The sequence below is a fragment of the Actinoplanes palleronii genome, from assembly GCF_016862315.1.
GTDB classification, from domain to species: Bacteria; Actinomycetota; Actinomycetes; order Mycobacteriales; family Micromonosporaceae; genus Actinoplanes; species Actinoplanes palleronii.
Genome location: NZ_BOMS01000044.1, coordinates 20440 through 37719, shown reverse-complemented (window position 1 = coordinate 37719; position 17280 = coordinate 20440). Strand labels below are relative to the sequence as shown.

Here is a 17280-nt window from a genome sequence, read left to right as displayed (position 1 = left end):
GACGAAAGGACTACTCCCCTTCGCGGGTGACGATAGCGTCAGGCGGCAAACAGGGCCGCGCGGTCGCCGACCAGCATGTGCTTCAGCTTGATCAGGGAGCGCCGGGTCTGGCTCTTGACCACGGTGATCGGGACGTTCAGCTCGGCGGCGACCTGCTCGACCGTGTGGTCGGCGAAGTAGCGCAGCAGCACTATCGCCCGGTCCCGGGCCGGCAACCGGTCCACCGCGATCATCATGGTGATCCGCAGATCGGGATCGGACGTGTAGGACGGTTCGCGCAATTCGCCCGGAGTGGACTCGGTGGAGCTGCGGCGGCGCCTGTGGTCCAGATACGTCCGGAGCAGGACCTTCTGGGCGTACGCCGAAAGGTTGTCGCTCTCCGCGGCCCGGTCCCAGCTCAGGAACAGCTTGGTCAGCGTGGTCTGGGTCAGGTCCTGGGCGAGGTGCCAATCCCGGCAGAGTTGATACGCGCTGTGGTGCAGCCGCTGCGAGCTGTCGTGCGCGAAGCGCGGGAACTCGGGGCTCGCGGAGCGCGGGGCGGGAACCGCCGGTGGGTCGAGGAGTTCGAGCATGACCTGGGTGTCGCCTTCTCTGCAGCCACCGCGGCCTGGTCGCCACTGTGGACCGTCTTGGTGAAACGCGTGCGCCAAGGTACGCGCTCGGCCCCCGGCCGTGGGGGCGGACAGTGAGAGTGGCACGCAATAGGTAGAGAACGCTCGGAAGCGGCTATGCGGCGCCTGTGACCGTCCCGGCCAGGGCGGCGCGCAGTGGTCCGGCCTTCGCCGCGGCCTCGGCGACCTCGTCGGCCGGGTCGCTGTCCGCGGTGATCCCGCCGCCCGCCCAGGCGTGCACCCGGGCGCCGTCGACCGCCACGGTCCGGATGCTCAGCCCCAGGTCGACGTGGTCGTGTCCGATCCAGCCCAGGCCACCCATGCTCGCCCCGCGGCCCACCGGCTCCAGGGCGGCGATCCGGTCGAGCGCGGCGTGCTTGGGCGCCCCGGTGACGCTGCCGCCGGGGCAGACCGCGCGGAGCAGCTCGGCGAGGCCGACGTCGCCGTCCAGGGCCGCCGAGACGACCGACTCGGCCTGCCAGAGACCACTCCAACGGCGTACCGCGAACAGCTCGTCGACGCGGACCGGTCCGGTGCCGGGCAGCCGGGCCAGGTCGTTGCGCTCCAGGTCGACGATCATGATGTGTTCGGCGCGTTCCTTGGCCGAGGCGAGCAGCTCCCGGTGCCCGGCAGCGGTGGCCGGGCGGGTGCCCTTGATCGGGCGGGTGATCACCCGGCCGTCGCGAACCTCGACCAGGGTCTCCGGCGAGGCGGTCGCGATCGCCCACCGTCCGCCGGGGCCGGCCAGGACGCCGCCGTACCGCGCTCCGGGCAGGGCGGCGACGCGGCGCAGGGCCGCGGCCGGATTCCCGGTGTACGGCGCGGACGCGTGCCCGACCACGTTCACCTGGTAGACGTCGCCCCGCCCGATCGCGTCCCGGACGTCCTGGACCGCACCGGCGTGCTCCTGCGGAGTCCAGCTCGCGTGCCAGGAACCGAGTTCCCAGTCGTCCGTTGAACCCTGCGAAGGCACGTCGGCGTGTACCCAGATGACGGCGTACACGTCCGGGACCGCGGGGACCGGACTGGGGCCGCCGGCAGTGGCGTTGATCATCACGCATCCGGCATCCGCGGATACGTAGAGCGACGCCCCGCAGATAGCGCCATGGCCATCCGGCCGGTCTTTGTCACCCGTTCGGCCGAGCTTTCGCACCGGCAGTCCGTTGCCCTCGAGAAAGGCCGTCACAAGCTCGGCAGGGTCACCGGAATCACCCCGGAACCACTGGAACGTACGTAACGCATGGTGACGGGCACCGCAGGACGCCGGAGCACCCGGCGGAGCACCGAGAGGAGGTACCGGAGAGTGGTCGCCGAGGCCGTGTGCGTGGACTATCGAACTTGTGAATTCGTGGGCGGACGCCGTCACCGCTGTGAACCGCTGTCGTTCGATGTGAGGTAACGTTCGGCCTCGACTTTGTGAACCTTCACACAGCCCCCTACCGGAGTAAACCTGATGTGCCAGCACCTAGCGCAATGCCCCTCAGCCGAAGCCATCGATCGGGAGGCCGCCCGCACCGTGGCGACCTTCCAGGAACAGGGCTGGAGCCTGCTCTGCAACGGCGTCATCGTGTTCGAGGACACCGGCGAACTGCTGCCGGACGGCACGACGATCGAACCGCACCGCGGCCCGGCAGTGCACTGCCTCGCCGCATAAATATCACTCAGGGTAACGAAACGGCCGTTTTATTGGCGGAGGTTCGACGGCCCTGGCGAGAGACGGCGCAGGCCGCGATCCGAAGACCGCGACCTGCGCACGCATCCTAGATATCAGTTCTCGTAGGCCTCCGGCGAGGGGCACGAGCAGACCAGGTTGCGATCCCCGTAGGCCCCGTCGATGCGGCGCACCGGCGGCCAGTACTTCGCCGTCCGGTCCACGCCCTCCGGGAAACCGGCCACCGACCGCGGGTAGGGGTGCGGCCACTCGTCCGCGGAGACCGCCGACGCGGTGTGCGGCGCGTTCGCCAGGGGGTTGTCGTCCTTGGGCCAGACGCCCGCGGCGACCTGGTCGATCTCCTTCTTGATCGCGATCAGCGCGGCGCAGAACCGGTCCAGCTCGGCCAGGTCCTCGCTCTCGGTCGGCTCCACCATCAGGGTGCCGGCGACCGGGAACGACATGGTCGGCGCGTGGAAGCCGTAGTCGATCAGCCGCTTGGCGACGTCGTCGACCGAGACGCCGGTGGCCTTGGTGATCGGCCGCAGGTCCAGGATGCACTCGTGCGCGACCAGGCCGTTCTCCCCGGCGTAGAGCACCGGGTAGTGCTCGCGCAACCGGGCCGCGACGTAGTTGGCGGCCAGGACCGCGGTCGCGGTGGCCTGCGCGAGGCCGTCCGGGCCCATCATCCGGACGTACGCCCAGGAGATCGGCAGGATGCCGGCCGAGCCGTGCGGGGCGGCCGAGACGGCGTGGTGGTCGCCCGGCTCGAGGGGGTTGCCGGGCAGGAAGTCCGCCAGGTGCGCGCGGACGGCGACCGGGCCGACGCCGGGGCCGCCACCGCCGTGCGGGATGCAGAACGTCTTGTGCAGGTTCAGGTGCGACACGTCGGCGCCGAACTTGCCCGGCTTGGCGAAGCCGACCAGCGCGTTGAGGTTCGCGCCGTCGACGTACACCTGGCCGCCGGCCTCGTGCACGCTCGCGCACAGGTCGGCGATCGAGGTCTCGTACACGCCGTGGGTCGACGGGTAGGTCACCATGATCGCGGAGAGCTGGTCGCGGTGCTTCTCGATCTTGGCGGCCAGGTCGGTGAGGTCGACGTTGCCGTTCTCGTCGCAGGCCACCACGACCACGCGCATGCCGGCCATCACCGCGCTGGCCGCGTTGGTGCCGTGCGCCGAGGACGGGATCAGGCAGACGTCGCGGTGGGTCTCGCCGCGCGAGCGGTGGTAGCCGCGGATCGCGAGCAGCCCGGCCAGCTCACCCTGCGAGCCGGCGTTCGGCTGGACGCTGACCGCGTCGTACCCGGTGATCTCGGCGAGCCAGCCCTCGAGCTGGGCCACCAGGTCCTCGTAGCCGCGGGTCTGGTCGGCCGGCGCGAACGGGTGGATGTTCGCGAACTCCGGCCAGCTGACCGCCTCCATCTCGGTGGTGGCGTTCAGCTTCATCGTGCACGAGCCCAGCGGGATCATGCCGCGGTCCAGCGCGTAGTCGCGGTCGGAGAGCTTGCGCAGGTAGCGCAGCATGCCCGTCTCGGAGTGGTGGGTGTTGAACACCGGGTGGCTCAGGTAGTCGCTGGTCCGCACGAGCGCGTCCGGGATCACCCGGGGGCCGGTGGTCTTCTCCGGCGCGCCGAACGCGGCGAGCACCGCGGCCACGTGCGCGTCCGTGGTGGTCTCGTCGGCCGACATCGCGACGTGGTCGGCGTCGACGAGCCGCAGGTCGATCCCGGCGGCCGCGGCTCCGGCGACGATCTCGGCGGCCCGGCCCGGCACCCGCGCGGTCACCGTGTCGAAGAACGCGGTCTGGGTGGTCTCGATACGCGCCGCGGCGAGGCCGGCGGCGAGCGCGCGCGCCTTGCGGTGGGTGCGCTGCGCGATCTCCCGCAGGCCGGCCGGGCCGTGGTAGACCGCGTACATGCCGGCCATCACCGCGAGCAGGACCTGCGCGGTGCAGATGTTGCTGGTCGCCTTCTCCCGGCGGATGTGCTGCTCACGGGTCTGCAGCGCGAGGCGGTAGGCGGGCGCGCCGTCGGCGTCCTTGCTGACACCGACCAGGCGCCCGGGCAGGCTGCGCTCCAGACCGCTGCGCACCGCCAGATAGCCGGCGTGCGGGCCACCGAAGCCCAGGGGTACGCCGAAGCGCTGCGTCGTACCGGCCGCGATGTCCGCGCCGATCTCACCCGGTGCGCGCAGCAGGGTCAGCGCCAGCAGGTCGGCGGCGACCGTGACCAGGGCACCCTTGGCGTGCGCCGCGGTGATCAGGTCGGCGTGGTCACGGACCGCGCCGGACGCGCCCGGGTACTGCAGGTGCAGCCCGAAATACTCCTCGGGCAGCGCGTCACCGGCGTCCAGGTCGACGAGCGTGACCTCGATCCCGAGGGGCTCGGCCCGGGTGCGCAGCACCGCCAGGGTCTGCGGGAAGGTATCGGCGTCCACGACGTACACCGGAGTCTTGACCTTGGAGGCGCGGCGGGCGAGCGTCATGGCCTCCGCGACCGCCGTGGCCTCGTCGAGCATCGACGCGTTCGCCGTGGTCAGCCCGGTCAGGTCGGTGACCATGGTCTGGAAGTTGAGCAGCGCCTCGAGCCGGCCCTGGCTGATCTCCGGCTGGTACGGCGTGTACGCGGTGTACCAGGCCGGGCTCTCCAGCACGTTCCGCTTGATCACGGCGGGGGTGTGCGTGCCGTAGTAGCCGAGGCCGATCATCGGGGTGGCCACCGTGTTGCGGCCGGCGATCGCGCGCAGCTCGGCGATCGCCTCCTCCTCGGAGGCGCCGGCCGGCAGGTCGAGCTCACCGTGGAACCGGATCGACTCGGGGATCGCGGCATCCATCAGGGCATCGAGTGATCCGTACCCGATGGCCTTGAGCATCTCCGCCTGCTCGTCGGCCTGCGGGCCGATGTGGCGGTGGGTGAACGACGACGTCATAGGGGCAGCTCCCGGGCGTTGAGAAGGTCGACACGCAACCTCCCCCTCTGTCATACCCAGCCCTTCACGTTCGAAAGACGGAGCACTTCAGAGTCGCCTGCCCACGCGGTCCTTTTGCCTGAAAGTTTCCGGGGAGGATTTGCCTCTTCGGCGCCGACGAGCCCTGACAAGATCAGGACCCAGGTCTCTCCCGCGCGGGTGTAGCCGGCCTCACCAACCTACCAGCGGACATGACCATGATCGGCATGCCTAGGCTGGGGCTGTGACCTACACCCCTGCCGACGACCGCTACGAGTCGATGACGTACCGCCGCGCCGGGCGCAGCGGGCTCAAGCTGCCCGCCATCTCCCTCGGCCTCTGGCACAACTTCGGCGACACCCGACCGGCCGACCGTCAGCGCGACATCGTGCGCCGCGCCTTCGACCTCGGGGTCACCCACTTCGACCTGGCCAACAACTACGGCCCGCCGCCGGGCAGCGCCGAGACCAACTTCGGCAAGATCCTCAACGGCGACCTCAAGCACCACCGCGACGAGCTGATCATCTCCAGCAAGGCCGGCTACACCATGTGGGACGGCCCGTACGGCGACTTCGGCTCCCGCAAGTACCTGATCAGCTCGGCGGACCAGTCGCTGAAGCGGCTCGGCGTCGAGTACGTCGACATCTTCTACCACCACCGGCCGGACCCGGAGACGCCGCTCGAGGAGACGATGAGCGCGCTCGACCAGATCGTCCGGTCCGGCAAGGCGCTCTACGTCGGCCTGAGCAACTACAAGGCCGAGCAGACCGCGCAGGCCGCCGCGATCCTGCGTGAGCTGGGCACGCCGCTGCTGATCCACCAGCCGTCGTACTCGATCCTGAACCGCTGGACCGAGCACGACAACCTGCTGGACACCCTGGAGGAGGCCGGCGCGGGCGCGATCGCTTTCAGCCCGCTGCAGCAGGGCCTGCTCACCGACCGGTACCTGGACGGCATCCCGGACGACTCGCGGATCCGCACCAGCGTGTTCCTCAACGAGAACGCCCTGGACGCGAAGACCATGGGCCGGCTGCACGCGCTGAACGACATCGCCAAGCGCCGCGGCCAGTCCCTGGCCCAGCTGGCCCTGGCCTGGGCGCTGCGCGACCCGCGGATGACCAGCCTGATCATCGGCGCGTCCAGCGTCGAGCAGCTGGAGAACAACATCGCCGCGCTGGACAACCTCCCGCTGTCGCAGGAGGAGCTGGACGCCATCGACGCCACGGTCCTGGACCTGTAATCCCGTCGCTGCCCGGGCACGGGTTCAGTACCGTGCCCGGGCATGGACCTCGTCGAGAAGCACACGATCCTGGCGGTCGTCGTCGGGTCGCGCGCCTACGGCCTCGAAGGCCCGGGCAGCGACCACGACCGGCGCGGCGTCTACGCGGCGCCGACCCGGGACTTCTGGCGTCTCGACAAGCCGCCGACCCACCTGGACGGGCCCGCCGAGGAACAGTTCTCCTGGGAGGTCGAACGGTTCTGCACGCTCGCGCTGCAGGCCAACCCGACAGTGCTCGAAGTGCTCTGGTCGCCGCTGATCGAGCAGGTCACCGACGACGGGCGGGAGCTCCTGGCCGCCCGCGGCGCGTTCCTGTCCCGGCGGGTCGCCGAGACGTACGGCAACTACGCGCGCGACCAGCTCGACCGGGTCGCGGCCCGGCGCGCCCGGACCGGGGAGATCAACCACAAGCAGGCCATGCACATGATCCGGCTGCTGACGGCCGGTGCGCACGTGCTGCGGACCGGGGAGATCCTGGTCGACGTGCGGCACCTGCGCGACCGGCTACTGGCGGTCAAGCGTGGCGAGCTGAGCTGGGACGCGGTCGCCGCGTGGGCCGCGGAGCTGCTCGCCGACCTGTCGCGGGCCGCCGCCGACACCACGCTGCCGGAGCGGCCCGACCGGGAACGGGTCGACGCGCTGCTCACCGCCGTACGGGAAAGGAATCTGCGGTGACCCTCGACGTGCCGGAGTGGGCGGCGGACGCTGCCACCGACCTTCCCTATCCCCTGATCTTCTGCACCGTGAGCGGCGCGCACCTGTACGGCTTCGCCTCGATCGACTCGGACCTCGACCTGCGCGCCGCGCACGTGCTGCCGATCGCGGAAGTCGTCGGATTGCGGACCGGGCCGGAGACGCTGCAGCGCGGCGGGGTCCGCGACGGCGTCGAGCTGGACGTGGTCTCGCACGACCTGCTGAAGTTCGCGCGCCTGCTGAACAGCCGCAACGGCTACGTGCTGGAGCAGTTGCTGTCGCCGCTGGTGGTGGTGACGTCGCCGCTGCACGCCGCGTTGGCGGAGCTGGCGCCGGGGCTGATCACCCGGCATCACGCGCACCACTACCTGGGGTTCTCGCACAGCCAGGAGAAGCTGTACGCCAAGGGCGGGGAGTTGAAGCCGGCGTTGTACACGCTGCGGGTGCTGCTCACCGGCATCCATCTGATGCGGACCGGCTCGCTGGAGACCGACCTGCGGGTGCTCGGGGCGGACGTCGCCTATGTGGCCGACCTGATCGCGGCGAAGCGGGAGGCCGAGCACGGGCCGTTCCCGGCCGGGGCGGCGGAGCGGCTGGCAGCGGACATCCCGCGGTTGCGGGCGGAGCTGGAGGCGGCCCGGGACGCGTCACCACTGCCGGACAAGCCGTCGGCGGACGCAGTGACGGCCCTGCACGACCTGATCGTCCAGACCCGCCTGAGCTGATCCCGGCGCGTCGCGGCGGGGTCAGCTGGTTCTGACGGCCCTTATGACGGCTCGATAATGGCCCTCACAGCCAGCCGCGCGGCCCGCGGGCGCCCGCGCTCTGCCCACCCGCGGCCTGCCCGCCGCCTGCGGCCACTACCCGGCCGGTAGGTTCGCCTGCATGATCGTCGCGCGCTCGCTGCTCCTGTTCGTGCTGGCCGCGTTCGCCGAGATCGGTGGGGCGTGGCTGATCTGGCAGGGCTGGCGGGAAGACCGCGGCCTGTGGTGGATCGCCGCCGGGGTCGTCGCGCTCGGCGCCTACGGTTTCGTCGCCACCCTGCAACCGGACGCGAACTTCGGCCGGATCCTGGCCGCCTACGGTGGCGTCTTCGTGGCCGGCTCGCTCGGCTGGGGCATGGTGGTCGACAAGTTCCGCCCCGACCGCTGGGACCTCGTCGGCGCCGCGATCTGCCTGCTCGGCGTCGCTGTGATCATGTATGCCCCCCGGCACACGCCGTGATCCCCACCAGGATCAGGTTGACGCCGTCCAGGTACTGCTGCCGGTCGTCGTGCTCGCGCAACTGACCCGCGACGCTCCGCAAGAACGGGTACTCCCCCGGGTCCAGCCCGGCCCACGCCGCCGCCTCCGCACCCAGGATCTCCCCCCGGTCGGCGCCCGGCTGGTGGGCGCGCGCGTTCGCCGCGTTCTGCGCGCCCACCCCGAGCACGTAGTTGAGCAGCGCCGACGCCGACGTGAACTGCGCCGCGGCCGGCACCCCGAGCGCCCGCACCTGCTGCCCCAGCCGCTCGAAGAGCCGCCGCAACGCCGGCTGCGACGGCATGTGGGTCAGCTGCGTACCGACCCACGGATGCGCCTCGATCGCGTCGAAGACCCCGAGCGCCACCGCCCGGATCGCGTCCGGTGGCGTGGCGCCGGCGGCAGCCGCGGGCACTGTCCGGTTCAGCACAGCGTCGGTGGCGGCGGTCAGCAGCTCACCCTTGTTCGCCACGTGCCAGTAGATCGCGCCCGGCCCGGTGTTCAGGTGCGCGGCGAGAGCGCGGAACGTCAGCCCACCCTCGCCCTCGGCGTCGAGCAGTGCGGTGGCGGCGTCGACGATGCGCTCCCGGGAGAGCGCGTCGTCACGCCGCGGTCGGGTCACCATCCGCCCATCCTGGCAGTCCGCCAGGCCGGCGCCGACGAGGGTGGGTCAGGGCCGGCGACCGATCCAGACCATCCGGGTGGACCGGACCACGAGATCGTCGCGGTCCGCGAGATTTTCCGCGTACGCCGTGAGCCCCGCCACCTCGTCCGCGCTGAGCCGGCCGACCATCCGGGGCACCGTCCGCTGCAGGGTGGCCTGCGCGTACCGCAGCGCTGACGCCGGCAGCGGCGGTCGCAGCTCGATGTCGAAGCGCCGCTCCCCCTCGAGGGCGAAGCCGGCGGTCTTCAGCAGCGCGCCCCAGTCCTCACCCATGTGCATGCCGTGCTCGCGCCGCATCAGGGCCAGCTCGTCGTGCGCGCGCTGCTCGAGCGCCACCCCGGCCGGGTCGGTGAGGAACCGCGGGAACGCGTCCAGCTCGGAGATCATGAAGGCGCCGCCGGGCCGGACCACGTCGTGGACCCGCGCGAGGGTGCGGGCCGGGTCGGCCAGGTGGTGCATCGACGCGGACGCCCAGACCAGGTCGGCCGGGCCCAGCGCGGGCCAGTCGCCGTCGAGGTCGGCCCGGACGGTGCGGACCCGGTCGCCGACCCCGGCCGCGCCGGCGCGGTGCCGCAGCCCGGCGAGCATCTCCTCGTCCATGTCGACCGCGGTGACCTCGGCGGTGGGCAGGTGCCGGGCCAGGGCGATGGTGCCGACGCCGGTGCCCGCACCGAGGTCGACGATCCGCGGCCGGTCCCCGACGAGCGAGCCCGCCCAGCCGATCACCTCGGCGTAGTAGTCCCGCAGGACCTCGGCGTCCAGGTCGAGGATCTCGGCGAGGTCGCCGCTCGGCTGTCCGTGCTTGTGGTGGTGACCGTGTTCGTGTGCCATGTCCGTACGCTATCCCGTTCTTGCGTCTGGGACATACTATCTTGCGTATGACGCAAGACGGTGAGCTCGACGCCCTGGTCCGCCAGCGGATCCGCAGCCTGCGGGTGGCCCGCGGCTGGTCCCTCGACGAGCTGGCGAGCCGCAGCTATCTGACACCCTCCACCCTGAGCCGGATCGAGACCGGGCACCGGCGGATCGCCCTCGACCAGCTCGCCCCGATCGCCCGGGCGCTGGGCACCAGCCTGGACCAGCTCGTCGAGTCGGGCCGCGACGAGGACGTGGTGATCCGCCCGCACCACGACGACGCGCGCGGCATGACCACCTGGCTGCTGACCCGCGAGGGCGTCACGGCCGGCATGACGGTGGCGAAGCTGCGCCTCGACCGGGCGGTGCCGGCCGACCTGCGGGTGCACCCGGGCCGGGACTGGTTCGTGGTGCTCTCCGGCGCCGTGGTGCTGCGGCTGGCCGAGCGGACCGTGCTGGTCCGGGCCGGTGAGGCCGCCGAGTTCTCCACGATGGTGCCGCACGCGTTCGGCTCGACCGGCGGCCCGGCCGAGATGCTCTGCATCCTCGATCACGAGGGTGAACGGTCGCATCTGGGCCCGCACCGCTGACGTCCGGGCCGCCGGCAGGCCTACTCTGGTCGGGGCAGCGAGATCGGTGAGGGAGACGGGATGCACGAGCACGACCATCACCACGGCGGGCACGACCACGGGGTGCGCGCCGACGCCGACCGCCGCTGGCTGGTCGCCGCCCTCACCCTGATCACCGTGTTCATGGCCGGTGAGGTGGTGATCGGCCTGATCGCCCAGTCGCTGGCGCTGCTCTCCGACGCCGCGCACATGCTGACCGACGCCGCCGCGATCGTGCTGGCCCTGATCGCCATGCGACTCGCGGCCCGTCCGCCGAAGGGCGGTTTCACGTACGGGCTGAAGCGCGCCGAGATCCTCTCCGCCCAGGCCAACGGGCTGACGCTGCTGCTGCTCGGCGGCTGGCTCGCCTACGAGGCCGTGCACCGCCTGCTCGCCCCGCCCGAGGTGGCCGGCGCCCTGGTGGTGGGCACCGCCGCGGCCGGCGTGGTGGTGAACATCGCCGCCGCCTGGTGCATGTCCCGCGCCAACCGGACCAGCCTCAACGTCGAGGGCGCCTACCAGCACATCCTCAATGACCTGTTCGCGTTCATCGCCACCCTGATCGCCGGGCTGGTGATGGTCTTCACCGGCTTCACCCGCGCCGACGCGATCGCCTCACTGATCGTGGTGGTGCTGATGGTCGTGGCCGGCGTCCGGCTGGTCCGCGACTCCGGCCGGGTGCTGCTCGAAGCCGCACCGGCCGGCACCGACGTCGACGCGCTCGGCGCCGAGCTGGCCGCGATCGGCACGGTCAGCGAGATCCACGACCTGCACCTGTGGCAGATCACCTCCGGACAGACCGCACTGTCGGCGCACGTCATCGTCGACGACCACGCCGACTGCCACACCGTCCGCCGCGACCTGGAGGACCTGCTGCAGAAGCGGCACGACATCACCCACACCACGCTGCAGGTCGACCACGCCGCCGACACCGCCGCCCCGGCCGGCGAACCGCACTGCGACGAGGCCCACGGCCCCACCCACCGGGCGATCGCCTACCCGAGGGCGTAACACCGCAGCGTGACCGGCCGCCCGTCCGGCCCGGACCAGCCGGCTGCGACGTCGTGGGTGTGCTCGAAACCGAGCGCCCGATAGAACGCGGCAGCCGGCCCGCCGGCTGCCGCGTCTCCACCGCACCATCATCGCGCCCGCCCGGGTCACGAACACGACAGCGCGGCCGGGCGCGTCACGACCGTCGATCGACCGGGCCGCGGGTTGAATCGACGGTCGTAGAGGCTTCGGGGGGGCTGCGCACATGGACTACTACCTGCTGGCCGGGGACGGGATCCTGGTCGAGGAGTTCGTATACGGCGAGGACCACGTGACCGTGGGGCTCGGCGGCGCGATGTGGGCGGGCGGCGACGGCCGATGGCGCGCCGCCGGATCATTCGGCCGCTTTTTTCGTACGGAGGAAGCGCTCCTCGCCACGGTCACCCCGGTCGGCCGGGAACGCGCCGCGCGGGTCTACCGGGAGCTCGGCGGCGGTGACCTGCCCGGCGAGGACACCTTGCGGGCCGGGTTCGGCGCCCGGGAACGCTTCACCACCTCGGCGCCGCTGCGCCTGGGCGGTGACGAGACGCCGGACGGCTTCGCCGAGAAGCGGCTCTACCGGGTGCTCTTCGCCCGCGAGCTGCCCGGCAACCGGCTGGCCGAGCTGAGCGCGTCCTGGCCCGGCGAGGGCGACGGCGGGCTGCCGGGCGGCCGGGGTCGCGCCGGCAACGACCTGTACTCGTGGAACCTGCGCCGCATCGGCCACGGCATCGGCTGGGGCCTCGACGTCACGGTCCTGTTGGGCGGCGATCGACCCGACGTCATCGGTCCCGTCCTCCGCAGGCTCACCGCCGACGTCCGCCGCCGCGGCCTCATCCCGGTGACCACGGAACGCTTCACCTGACCCACGTCCACACGCCCTGACCTGCAGCGACCCGCAGTGTCGAGTCGCAGGTGACCGACGGCCGGGTCCGCCGAGCCGGTTTCGGGTGATCGGCTTGCCAGGCAGCCGGGCAGCCGGGCAGCCGGGTGATGGCCCGTTATGCCGGTTCAGGGTCGGCAGACGGACGCGGGCATCTCAGCAGATGGTAGGCAGTCCCGACTAGTGGTCGGGTCGGGGCTCGCCGGGGCGGCGCGGGTCCGCGCAGAGCCATAGGCCACGCGACGTTCCGTCCCCGGGGGGTGTCCCTATGGTTTTTGTCAAGCGGCGAGCGCGAGATTTTCTGCTGGTTTGTGCTGGTATTCCGTGCGGGTGCGGAGCATGGCGTGCAGGACGTCGACGCGGCGGCGGGCGAGGCAGATGAGGGCGGCGTTGTGTCTCTTGCCTTCGGCGCGTTTGCGGTCGTAGTAGGCCCGGCTGAGCGGGTCGGACAGAGCAGCGAACGCGGACAGGAAGAACGCGCGTTTGAGCTGCTTGTTGCCGCCTTTGGGCGGATGCTCGCCGCGGATACTGGTCCCGGATCGGCGGGTGACCGGGGCGAGTCCGGCGTAGGCGGCCAGGTGTCCGGAGGTCGGGAACGAGCTGCCGTCGCCGACTTCGAGCAGGATCCGGGCTGCGGTCCTGACGCCGATGCCGGGCATCGAGGTCAGGACCTGCGAGAGAGGGTGCGCATCAAGCATCTCCTCGACCTGGCCGGCGACCAGGTCACGCTGTTTCAGCAGGTCGGACAGGCTATCGGCGAGCCGGGGCAGGATCGTCTCGGCCGCGGTGGTGCCGGGAACCACGACGGTCTGAGCGTCGAGGGCGGTGAAGATCTGCTCGACCAGGCGGGCACCCATGCGAGGAGCCCGCTTCCGGACGATCTCGACCAGTTTGCTGCGGCCGGCCTTGCGCAGTCCCGCCGGGCCGCCGCACCGCGACAGCGCTTCCAGGACGGCCGGGTGCTGCACTTTCGGCCCGAGGACCCGTTCCAGAGGCGGGTGGATCTGGGTGAGCAAGCCCCGGATCCGGTTGGCGATCCGGGTGACCTCACCGGCGAGGTCGTCGTCGTAGCCGACCAGCATCTCCAGCTCGGCCAGGGTGTCGTCGCCGACATCGACCCGGCGCAGCGTGTGCGGCAGCGTCCTCGCCGCGTCGGCGATGACGTAGGCGTCACGGGCGTCGGTCTTCGCGGTGCCCGGGTGCAGGTCAGCGAGCCGCCGCATGACCAGACCGGGCAGATACGCCACCTGGTGCCCGCACGCGCGGGCCACCGCGACGGGCAGCGCACCGATCGAGGAAGGCTGATCGACCACCGCCAGGATCCGGCCGTGCCGGCCGAGTTTGTCGAACAGTTTCCGCAGCCCAGCCTCGGTGTTCGGCAGCGCCGCGTCGTGCAGTCGTTTACCCACGGGGTTCAACGCGACCGCATGATGGTCGGATTTGCCGACATCGAGTCCCAAGAACACGCCGTACTCGTCGTGCACGCCTTGCCTCCCACGTGTCCATCATGGGCTCGGCCGCTGGTCAGAGCGTCGGACTGCCGGCAACCACGTTACGGAGAGACCTACCCATGAGGGGTGGCCGGGTCCCTATCAGCGGTCCGCCGACGCCACCCGGCCCGGCGACAACACCCCCCGGATCATGCGTGCGACAGGGGCGATAAGTCATACCGGACCGAGCGACCGAGCAGTCCCCGGTGGGGACGATTAAAAAGGTAACGGGGCGACAACCGCACGCACCACGACCCCGGCTGGCGCCCAGGGGTGCCTCACGGCCTCGAGACAACCCTGAGGACCAGCCAACCGACTCCGGCTGGCGCCCAGGGGCGCCTCAAGGCCGTTGAGGCACCCCTAAGGACCAGCCGACCGGCTCCGGCTGGTCCTTAGGGGTGCCTCGATGCCGTTGAGACACCCCTAAGGACCAGCCGGCGTCGCGCGGGCGGTCTGCTTGCCGATGATCCGCGCGGGAAGACCTGCCGGGCGCTGGCCGGCAGCACGGCGGTGAGCGGACAATCGGGCGACTGCTACCCACCCTCATGATCAAGATCACCCCGATGCGGGGTCGGCGCCGCGGGCGGGGAATCAATGGACGCGAATTGAAGGCGGTTATTCGCCGGGAAACGGTTTGACCTCGCCCTCAGCCACACCCCGGCGGCCGTGGAGCGATCGGGACCAACGGCGGACATACGTCGCTCGGCGGGACCTTTCCCAGGTCGTACGAAAAAATGACAGTGACCCCACAGCCTCTAAAGCTTCCTAGGAGTCTAGGAGCTTGCATTCCGACCGGTGTGGCGGTTTAGGCTGGCGGCATGTCCGCGAGCCTCGCCCCCGTTGTCCACCTGGCCCGGCCGCACCGGCCGGTCGTCGTGGCCGGCACCCTCGCGGAATTGCGCGGGCCCACCTGCGGCCTGGTCGAGTTGCCGTTGCGCCTGTGGTGGCAACCGCATCGCACTTTCGATCTCGGGCAGCACGACATGCTGCTGTGGATGTATGAGAATGTGCTCCGGGAATCGATCCGGGTCGACGAGTTGCGCGCCTTTCTGGACGGCGCGACGCTGGTCCGGGTGTGGTCCGAGCTGAATCTGCCGCGCGGGGTGCGTGCCGCCTGGGAGGCCCGCCATCCGTGGTTGTCAGCCCGTCTCGCCGCCTGATGGGTGTCGACGATTTCTACCGTGACGTGGCCCGGATCGCGCTGGGCGTCGCCGACAAACACCGTTTCGTGCTCGGCGGCGGGGTGGCCTGGCTGGTCAACGGCCTGGTCGCCCGGCCGACCGAGGACGTCGACCTGTTCACCGACACCGACGGCGCGGTGGTCGCGGCGGCCGGCGAGGTGGTCGCGGCGCTGACCGAGGCCGGCTACCGGGTGGTCCGCGAGGAGGGTGACGAACTGTTCGCCGGGATGGACGCGGACATCCAGGAGTTCCTCGTCGCCGGCGAGCACCGGGCGCTGCGGCTCACCCTGTGCCGGCTGGACCGGCACCGCACCCCGGTGGTGATGGACCTCGGCCCGGTCATGCACCTCGACGACCTGATCGCCACGAAGGTCGCTGCGCTGGTCAACCGCCGCGAGGTCCGCGACTACATCGACGTCGCGGCCGCGCTGGAGCGTTATCCGCTGGACCGGATCCTCGCTCTCGCGTACGCGGTGGACCCGGCCCTGGACCCGCAGGACATCGCGGACGCCGGCCGCTACCTGGACCGGCTCGACGACGTGCGCTTCACCCTCTACGGCCTGGACGCGCCCCAGATCGCTACGTTGCGTGCTCGCCTCGCCACCTGGCCCCGGGACTGACACGATGGCCCTATGCCGGCGAACACCTGGGGTTTCCGGTCGGTGCGCGGTGTGCGCCGGCCGCCCGTGGAGATCGAGGTCGACTTCGGGGCGGGCCCACGGAGTCTGACCGCGGGGATGCCTGTCCTCGACCTGCGGCCCGCGACCGGTCTCACCCCGGCCGAGGGCCCGATCGACTGGACGGCGCTGGCCCTGCTGCCGGACACCACCACGGTGGTGTGGTCCGGTTCTGATCGGGGCCTGGGCGAGGCGCTCGGCGCCCAGCCGACCATCACCGCCCTGGACTGGGGTGACGCGTCAGGTGACCTCGACCTGCGCCGGACCTGCCTGGACCGGGTACGGCTGGGCTGCGCGGAGCTCGGCAGTGTCCGCCTGCCGCAGTCGATGAGGTTCCTGTTCCTGCACCGGAGCCCGGCCGGCCTGCGGGTGGAGGCGCCGGAGGAGGGCCGTGGGCTGCGGCTGAGTCTGCTGCGGCACGGAGCGGGAGACGTGGTGCCCGTCGGGCTCCGGCTGACCCCGGTGGTGCGGGTGGGCGCCGGCGGGGAGTTCTCCGCGGCCCGGCTGGCGCCGTTGGCGGATCTGCGGGAGCTGGTGGTGGAGTTCGAGGGGCCGCCGGGGGCGCTGACCGACGCCGAGCAGCTGATGGGGCATCCGGGGTTGCAGTCGTTGACCCTGATCGACGCTTTCGGCCTCGACCCGGCTTCCCTGCCGGTGATCGGCCGGCTCCATCTGGTCGGCGCGCGGCAGGCCACGGCCGACGAGCTGCGGCACCGGTGGGGCGACAGCCTGACGGTCGAGGACCCGCGAGCGGAGTCGTGGTTCGACGAGGATCGGCGGAGCTGAGGGGAACCGTGCCGGCGGCCGCCCCGTCCCAGGAGGACACGCAACGGGAGGGATCGGCGCGACATGGGCAGACGGATGGTGGGATCGGCGATCGCGGTGGCGCTCGGAGTGACCGGTTGTGCCCAGAACCCGAGCCCGGCGGGAGCGCCACCGGAAGCGCCGTCGGCCGCGTCGACGCCACTGACGAGCGCGCCGGGTCCGTTGGTGAGCGTCGCGTCCGGCGGACCGAAAGTGCACAGCCAGTGGATGTCGTGCGCGGTGAAGACCGGCGACGGACAGGACGCCCTGACCCTGCCCCGCCTCACCGGCAGCTTCCCGGCCGTCTCGGCGGTGATCTGCGACGACCGGCCGCAGCCAGGCGCCACCGGCAGCGCCGAGGTGCGCGCGACCGACATCACCGCGCTGCTGGCCACGCTCCGGCTCCCCGACGAGGGTGCCACCGCACAGGCCTGCACCCAGGAACTCCCGTTCGTCCCCTGGCTGGTCCTGCTGGACGCCCAAGGCCGCTGGATCCGCCCCGGAGTCCCGGTCGACTCCTGCGGCAAACCCCGCCAGGAATTCCGAGACGCCTACCGCAAGCTCCTGCCCGACCGCTGACCAGCGAGCCCGCAGCCGCGCCGCTGATCAGCGACACCGCACCCGCGTCACGCCGCTCCACGCCGCTGACCGGCGACCGCGCAGCC

At 71.5% G+C, this 17280-nt stretch carries 18 protein-coding genes and 1 riboswitch; of the genes, 12 read left to right on the top strand and 6 right to left on the bottom strand.

Annotated features, from left to right (window positions below; genetic code table 11):
* Window positions 1-38: 38 nt before the first annotated feature.
* Window positions 39-572: a sigma-70 family RNA polymerase sigma factor gene (locus Apa02nite_RS15915; protein ID WP_203825625.1), complete on the bottom strand. Its 534-nt coding sequence runs from the start codon at window positions 570-572 to the stop codon at window positions 39-41.
* Window positions 573-726: 154 nt separating this feature from the next.
* On the bottom strand, window positions 727-1944 hold the full coding sequence (locus tag Apa02nite_RS15910; RefSeq protein ID WP_203825656.1) for a chorismate-binding protein: 1218 nt from the start codon (window positions 1942-1944) through the stop codon (window positions 727-729).
* A gap of 120 nt (window positions 1945-2064) precedes the next feature.
* On the opposite strand from Apa02nite_RS15910, the gene Apa02nite_RS15905 reads away from it, so the two are divergent.
* Window positions 2065-2265 carry a DUF5999 family protein gene (locus tag Apa02nite_RS15905; RefSeq protein WP_067695293.1) on the top strand — a complete coding sequence of 67 codons (201 nt, stop codon included), beginning with the start codon at window positions 2065-2067 and terminating at the stop codon, window positions 2263-2265.
* A gap of 113 nt (window positions 2266-2378) precedes the next feature.
* On the opposite strand, the gene gcvP is transcribed toward Apa02nite_RS15905, so the two are convergent.
* Window positions 2379-5192 (bottom strand): aminomethyl-transferring glycine dehydrogenase, encoded by a 2814-nt coding sequence (gene gcvP / locus Apa02nite_RS15900; protein ID WP_203825624.1) that lies wholly within the window; start codon window positions 5190-5192, stop codon window positions 2379-2381.
* A gap of 96 nt (window positions 5193-5288) precedes the next feature.
* Window positions 5289-5395: riboswitch (glycine riboswitch) on the bottom strand.
* 59 nt (window positions 5396-5454) lie between these two features.
* On the opposite strand from gcvP, the gene mgrA reads away from it, so the two are divergent.
* The 4 genes from mgrA (at window position 5455) to Apa02nite_RS15880 (ending at window position 8406) form a co-directional block, all read left to right on the top strand.
* Window positions 5455-6450 carry an L-glyceraldehyde 3-phosphate reductase gene (mgrA, locus tag Apa02nite_RS15895; RefSeq protein ID WP_203825623.1) on the top strand — a complete coding sequence of 332 codons (996 nt, stop codon included), beginning with the start codon at window positions 5455-5457 and terminating at the stop codon, window positions 6448-6450.
* A gap of 42 nt (window positions 6451-6492) precedes the next feature.
* The gene (locus tag Apa02nite_RS15890) at window positions 6493-7164 is read left to right on the top strand and encodes a nucleotidyltransferase domain-containing protein (RefSeq protein ID WP_203825622.1); all 672 of its coding nucleotides are present in this window, start codon (window positions 6493-6495) and stop codon (window positions 7162-7164) included.
* Window positions 7161-7907, top strand: a complete 747-nt coding sequence (locus Apa02nite_RS15885; RefSeq protein ID WP_203825621.1) for a nucleotidyltransferase domain-containing protein — start codon at window positions 7161-7163, stop codon at window positions 7905-7907. The genes Apa02nite_RS15890 and Apa02nite_RS15885 overlap by 4 nt, the downstream gene beginning before the upstream one ends.
* Before the next feature lie 160 nt (window positions 7908-8067).
* On the top strand, window positions 8068-8406 hold the full coding sequence (locus tag Apa02nite_RS15880) for a YnfA family protein (RefSeq protein WP_203825620.1): 339 nt from the start codon (window positions 8068-8070) through the stop codon (window positions 8404-8406).
* Here Apa02nite_RS15880 and Apa02nite_RS15875 read toward each other — a convergent pair.
* Both Apa02nite_RS15875 and Apa02nite_RS15870 read right to left on the bottom strand, forming a co-directional pair.
* A complete protein-coding gene (locus Apa02nite_RS15875; protein WP_203825619.1) occupies window positions 8378-9049 on the bottom strand; it encodes a TetR/AcrR family transcriptional regulator in 672 nt (223 codons plus the stop codon). The two genes, Apa02nite_RS15880 and Apa02nite_RS15875, sit on opposite strands and share 29 nt — an antisense overlap.
* 45 nt (window positions 9050-9094) lie before the next feature.
* Window positions 9095-9919, bottom strand: a complete 825-nt coding sequence (locus Apa02nite_RS15870) for a class I SAM-dependent methyltransferase (protein ID WP_203825618.1) — start codon at window positions 9917-9919, stop codon at window positions 9095-9097.
* A gap of 47 nt (window positions 9920-9966) precedes the next feature.
* Here Apa02nite_RS15870 and Apa02nite_RS15865 point away from each other — a divergent pair, with 47 nt between their 5' ends.
* The 3 genes from Apa02nite_RS15865 (at window position 9967) to Apa02nite_RS15855 (ending at window position 12445) form a co-directional block, all read left to right on the top strand.
* Window positions 9967-10533, top strand: a complete 567-nt coding sequence (locus Apa02nite_RS15865; protein WP_067695317.1) for a helix-turn-helix domain-containing protein — start codon at window positions 9967-9969, stop codon at window positions 10531-10533.
* Window positions 10534-10593: 60 nt separating this feature from the next.
* Window positions 10594-11562, top strand: a complete 969-nt coding sequence (locus Apa02nite_RS15860) for a cation diffusion facilitator family transporter (protein WP_203825617.1) — start codon at window positions 10594-10596, stop codon at window positions 11560-11562.
* A 244-nt stretch (window positions 11563-11806) separates the two neighbouring features.
* A complete protein-coding gene (locus tag Apa02nite_RS15855; protein ID WP_203825616.1) occupies window positions 11807-12445 on the top strand; it encodes a hypothetical protein in 639 nt (212 codons plus the stop codon).
* Window positions 12446-12741: 296 nt separating this feature from the next.
* Here Apa02nite_RS15855 and Apa02nite_RS15850 read toward each other — a convergent pair whose 3' ends face one another.
* Complete coding sequence (locus tag Apa02nite_RS15850) at window positions 12742-13947, bottom strand: IS110 family RNA-guided transposase (protein WP_203825615.1); 1206 nt, start codon at window positions 13945-13947, stop codon at window positions 12742-12744.
* Between the two features lie 824 nt (window positions 13948-14771).
* Here Apa02nite_RS15850 and Apa02nite_RS15845 point away from each other — a divergent pair.
* The 4 genes from Apa02nite_RS15845 to Apa02nite_RS15830 all read left to right on the top strand — a co-directional run bounded on the left by Apa02nite_RS15845 (window position 14772) and on the right by Apa02nite_RS15830 (window position 17194).
* Window positions 14772-15113 carry a hypothetical protein gene (locus Apa02nite_RS15845; protein ID WP_067695328.1) on the top strand — a complete coding sequence of 114 codons (342 nt, stop codon included), beginning with the start codon at window positions 14772-14774 and terminating at the stop codon, window positions 15111-15113.
* Complete coding sequence (locus Apa02nite_RS15840; RefSeq protein ID WP_203825614.1) at window positions 15113-15754, top strand: nucleotidyl transferase AbiEii/AbiGii toxin family protein; 642 nt, start codon at window positions 15113-15115, stop codon at window positions 15752-15754. Before Apa02nite_RS15845 ends, Apa02nite_RS15840 begins: the two co-directional genes overlap by 1 nt.
* Before the next feature lie 12 nt (window positions 15755-15766).
* Window positions 15767-16597 carry a hypothetical protein gene (locus Apa02nite_RS15835; protein WP_203825613.1) on the top strand — a complete coding sequence of 277 codons (831 nt, stop codon included), beginning with the start codon at window positions 15767-15769 and terminating at the stop codon, window positions 16595-16597.
* Between the two features lie 63 nt (window positions 16598-16660).
* A complete protein-coding gene (locus Apa02nite_RS15830; protein WP_203825612.1) occupies window positions 16661-17194 on the top strand; it encodes a hypothetical protein in 534 nt (177 codons plus the stop codon).
* Window positions 17195-17280: the final 86 nt, after the last annotated feature.

What these genes read in the sequence shown, in the direction of transcription:
- Apa02nite_RS15860 (WP_203825617.1), top strand. Translation starts at nt 10,594, where the DNA reads ATGCACGAGCACGACCATCACCACGGCGGGCACGACCACGGGGTGCGC.
- Apa02nite_RS15835 (WP_203825613.1), top strand. Translation starts at nt 15,767, where the DNA reads ATGCCGGCGAACACCTGGGGTTTCCGGTCGGTGCGCGGTGTGCGCCGG.
- Apa02nite_RS15865 (WP_067695317.1), top strand. Translation starts at nt 9,967, where the DNA reads ATGACGCAAGACGGTGAGCTCGACGCCCTGGTCCGCCAGCGGATCCGC.
- Apa02nite_RS15840 (WP_203825614.1), top strand. Translation starts at nt 15,113, where the DNA reads ATGGGTGTCGACGATTTCTACCGTGACGTGGCCCGGATCGCGCTGGGC.
- Apa02nite_RS15855 (WP_203825616.1), top strand. Translation starts at nt 11,807, where the DNA reads ATGGACTACTACCTGCTGGCCGGGGACGGGATCCTGGTCGAGGAGTTC.
- Apa02nite_RS15845 (WP_067695328.1), top strand. Translation starts at nt 14,772, where the DNA reads ATGTCCGCGAGCCTCGCCCCCGTTGTCCACCTGGCCCGGCCGCACCGG.
- gcvP (WP_203825624.1), bottom strand. Translation starts at nt 5,192, where the DNA reads ATGACGTCGTCGTTCACCCACCGCCACATCGGCCCGCAGGCCGACGAG.
- Apa02nite_RS15905 (WP_067695293.1), top strand. Translation starts at nt 2,065, where the DNA reads ATGTGCCAGCACCTAGCGCAATGCCCCTCAGCCGAAGCCATCGATCGG.
- Apa02nite_RS15880 (WP_203825620.1), top strand. Translation starts at nt 8,068, where the DNA reads ATGATCGTCGCGCGCTCGCTGCTCCTGTTCGTGCTGGCCGCGTTCGCC.
- Apa02nite_RS15875 (WP_203825619.1), bottom strand. Translation starts at nt 9,049, where the DNA reads ATGGTGACCCGACCGCGGCGTGACGACGCGCTCTCCCGGGAGCGCATC.
- Apa02nite_RS15870 (WP_203825618.1), bottom strand. Translation starts at nt 9,919, where the DNA reads ATGGCACACGAACACGGTCACCACCACAAGCACGGACAGCCGAGCGGC.
- Apa02nite_RS15830 (WP_203825612.1), top strand. Translation starts at nt 16,661, where the DNA reads ATGGGCAGACGGATGGTGGGATCGGCGATCGCGGTGGCGCTCGGAGTG.
- Apa02nite_RS15890 (WP_203825622.1), top strand. Translation starts at nt 6,493, where the DNA reads ATGGACCTCGTCGAGAAGCACACGATCCTGGCGGTCGTCGTCGGGTCG.
- Apa02nite_RS15915 (WP_203825625.1), bottom strand. Translation starts at nt 572, where the DNA reads ATGCTCGAACTCCTCGACCCACCGGCGGTTCCCGCCCCGCGCTCCGCG.